The following is a 3432-nucleotide window of genomic DNA, read 5'->3' as shown; positions in this document are numbered from 1 at the left end:
TTTCATTTTCACTTTCTATTTCTTTAAATATTTTATCTATATTTTCTATATTAGAAACATCATAATTTAAAGGAATAAAATTTTTATATTCTTTTTCAATCTCTTTTAAACTTTCAAAAGTTCTTCCTACTCCAAAAACTTTATCCCCTCTTTTAAGAAATTCCTTAGCTAAAAAATAACCTATCCCCTTGGTAACTCCTGTTATAAGTATATTCATTTTTTTACCTAGATAACTATAAATATTATATTTTCTGATGGTGCTTGATAGTTAGAATTTTCATTTCTCTTAGTATCTCCCATTATCCAATCAAATAAAAATTTAGAGTGAGAAACTGTATTTCTTATACATTTTCTAGTTCCCTTAAAAGTTCCAAGTCCTGTTTCTTTTTGATTTAAAAAGAAGTCTTCATTTGATTCCTCATCGTGCTCAATAGGAGTTCCGTGAAGGTACCCTCCCCCACTAAATCTTATAGCATACTTTGCAATACCTGCATCCTCTCCATAAATTCCTCTATATCCCATTTCATATTTTAACATTGGAACGATATAAGATCCTCTCGGAGTTTCAAATCCAAGTTCACTTTCTATTCCTGTTTTTGCATAAATATATGAAATCAACACCCAATCATTTTCAACTTTTTCAAAAACTCCTAGATTTTGATTTTCTACATCTACCACAACAGCTTTTTTAAATCCTTTTTCTATACTTGGTCTATAAGACAGATATTTTTTTTGAATTTTTAAAGGAGATTCTTTTATTCCCTCTACTTTTACCTCAGCATAATTTCCATTTATTTTTTCAACACTTAAAATAGATCTATCTGGAATATGTAGTTCTGTATTTTCTTTTTCATAAACCCCTACAATATTTTGATCTATTGATACTCCATATTTATCCTTTGCTCTTTTCATATCCTTATTATATGGATTTGGTAAATATGAGTTTGTAGAAGCTAATCTCACTTTTTCATTATTTTTTTCAGATATAAATTTTTCTACATCTTGTATTCTTCCTAGCATTTCAGGAAATCTAAAAGTTCTAAGCTCAACAGATTTCCCATAAATATATCCCTCACCTTTTGGTGTTTCCACCTTATACCAAATATTTGATCCAAGCTTAATTTTTTCTTTCACCAAATATTTAGTGTCAAATCCAGCTCTATAAATTTCTTCTGAAGTTGTCCATGGATTTTGTCTTACTCTTGTATATAAAGTTTTTACAAATACATAATCCAAAAGCTTTGGTAAATCTTCTCCTTTATATTTTATATTGATTTTTATACTATCATCTATCTGATTATCATAAGTAGTCTCCACTTTTATTTCTGGCATTTTTTCCTTTTTTGATTTACCAAAACTTAAAGTGAATAAAATCATAAAAATTATAAAAAAATATTTTTTATTCAACAACTTTCTTTCCCCCGATCTCTAATTTTTGAATATTTTTTTTCAGTCCATTTTTTTCCACTAGAGCAACATTAACTAAAAAATTATTTTCCAATATAATTTTCTTTGCTTCCTCTAAATCATTTTCATCTAATTTTACCGCTAAACCACAATTTGCAGATATTTCCACAGGAAGTGGTATAACTCTACACTTTATATTTTTATCAAGTAAAATTTTTTCTAAGTTGATAACAAAATGTGTTGAGTCTGTTGATATAACTATAAATCTCTCTTGTAATCTCATTATACTCTTACTACCTTTGTAGCTTTCATCTGTCTATCTAAAATAGTATACATATTTGTAAGAGTTCCCACTTTTAAACTATCTTGTAATCCATAATAATTCACACAAGTACCACAAGAGATTATTTCAACACCCATTTCTTCTAATTTTTTTAAATCTTCTATTGTGTTTTCATTTTTTGTTGCTAAGAAAACCCCTTTATTATAAAGAATTATACTCTTAGGTAAAGTTTCCATCTCAGTTAGTGAGTATACAAAACCTTTTATAAGTACCTCTCCTAATTCTCTGTCACCTTTTCCCATTTCATCAGAATCAATAACTACAACTATATTTTCTTCCTCTAATTTTTCCTCTTTTTCTCCAAGAGTTTTTGTAATTATGACTTGAATATTTTCATCTTTTTTTGAAGATACATAAGAATATCCCATCTCTTTAGCCAACTTTTCTAGATTTTCCTTAGAAGTTTCATTATCAACTAAAATTGATACTTCTCCCTCTTCTATTGTATTTAAAGCTTTTTTCGTCATTATAACTGGAACTGGACAAACTAATCCCACTGCATTTACTTCTATCATATCTCCTCCTTAAATTTTTTCCCTTAAAAATCTAATATTGTTTTTATTTATTAAAAAACCTATTTTTTCCAATTTTAATATCAATGATAGAGAATTCTCCCTATTATTTCCAATAAGCTCTCTAAATTTACCCAAGGTTATTCCAGATTTAAAATTTTCTTCAAAAGAAAAATAATCATTTAATCTCTTTTGTATCTCTTTAAAGTATCCAGATAAAATATATTTGTCCTCATCTAAATATATTATCATCTCACTTTCAACCATATATCTGTGAATAACCTTGATATCCTCAATCTTCTCCCCAGAAGAAATAAGCATATTCTTTATTATCTCATATTTTACAGGTGAAATGCTAGTACTTTTATAAATTTTAAATATTTTTTCTTTTATATTTTTTTCTTCCTTAGTTAATCTTATCTCAAAATCAAATAGAGATAGAATTTTTCCATCTAATTTTACAAGGTTTTCTTCTAACATCATATTTAAAACTTTTTCTAAATCATCTTTTTTATACTTTAAATTTTCTTTTAAATCGTTGATATTAATCCCTTTTTTTAAATTATTTTTATTGTGATAATCTCTTAAAAATTTTAAAATTTCATTTTTTATTTTTTCCTCGTCTAAAGAATTTCTATTCTCAAAAATATTTTTAAGATTTTCTATTCTTTCCTTGTAATCAACATCCCTTTTATTTATTTTTTTCTCTTGAGTATCCAAGATTTTTATTCCACCTAAGGTTATAGTGGGAGCATAATTTCTCATTATTCCAAGTTGATTTCTAAATACAAAAATCTCTTTTTCTAAATATATTTGAGCTATCCAACCAGAATTATATCTCTCTAAAAGTCTAATTTTTCCCAAAACTTCATCAGTTCCAAAATATACCCTTACTCTTTGGTTACTTTTTATTTTTTCCTCATCTAAAAATGTAAAATATACATCTATAATATTAGTAGGTTTTAGATCCTCCTTAGAATATAAAAAATTTCCCCTCTTTATATCCTTATAATCTACACCACTTAAATTTATAGCCCCTCTTGTATTACTCTCCAAGGTTTCAACCTTTTCTCCAAACCTTTCAATAGATTTTACTTTTAATTTTTCCTTTTGAGGATATAGATATATATTTTCTCCTAAACTTAACTCTCCTGATAAAACACTTCCAGT

5 protein-coding genes are annotated in these 3432 nt (G+C 26.5%); all 5 read right to left on the bottom strand.

From position 1 onward, the window contains the following. On the bottom strand, window positions 1–217 hold a 217-nt coding region (locus Q1J48_RS07040), incomplete at its 3' end, for an SDR family NAD(P)-dependent oxidoreductase (RefSeq protein ID WP_300362240.1). Between the two features lie 8 nt (window positions 218–225). Further along, the gene (locus tag Q1J48_RS07035; RefSeq protein ID WP_300328195.1) at window positions 226–1410 is read right to left on the bottom strand and encodes a L,D-transpeptidase family protein; all 1185 of its coding nucleotides are present in this window, start codon (window positions 1408–1410) and stop codon (window positions 226–228) included. Further along, window positions 1400–1690, bottom strand: coding sequence for a putative Se/S carrier protein (locus tag Q1J48_RS07030; RefSeq protein WP_300362238.1), 291 nt, complete (start codon window positions 1688–1690; stop codon window positions 1400–1402). Before Q1J48_RS07030 ends, Q1J48_RS07035 begins: the two co-directional genes overlap by 11 nt. Beyond that, entirely contained in the window at window positions 1690–2265 is a 576-nt protein-coding gene (gene yedF, locus Q1J48_RS07025; RefSeq protein WP_300362235.1) for a sulfurtransferase-like selenium metabolism protein YedF, read from the bottom strand. The genes Q1J48_RS07030 and yedF overlap by 1 nt, the downstream gene beginning before the upstream one ends. Window positions 2266–2274: 9 nt before the next feature. Next, on the bottom strand, window positions 2275–3432 hold a 1158-nt coding region (locus Q1J48_RS07020), incomplete at its 5' end, for an EF-Tu/IF-2/RF-3 family GTPase (RefSeq protein WP_300362233.1).

Source organism: Fusobacterium sp. (genome assembly GCF_029258315.1).
Taxonomy (GTDB): Bacteria; Fusobacteriota; Fusobacteriia; order Fusobacteriales; family Fusobacteriaceae; genus Fusobacterium_B.
This window is presented reverse-complemented; position numbering and strand designations above follow the sequence as displayed.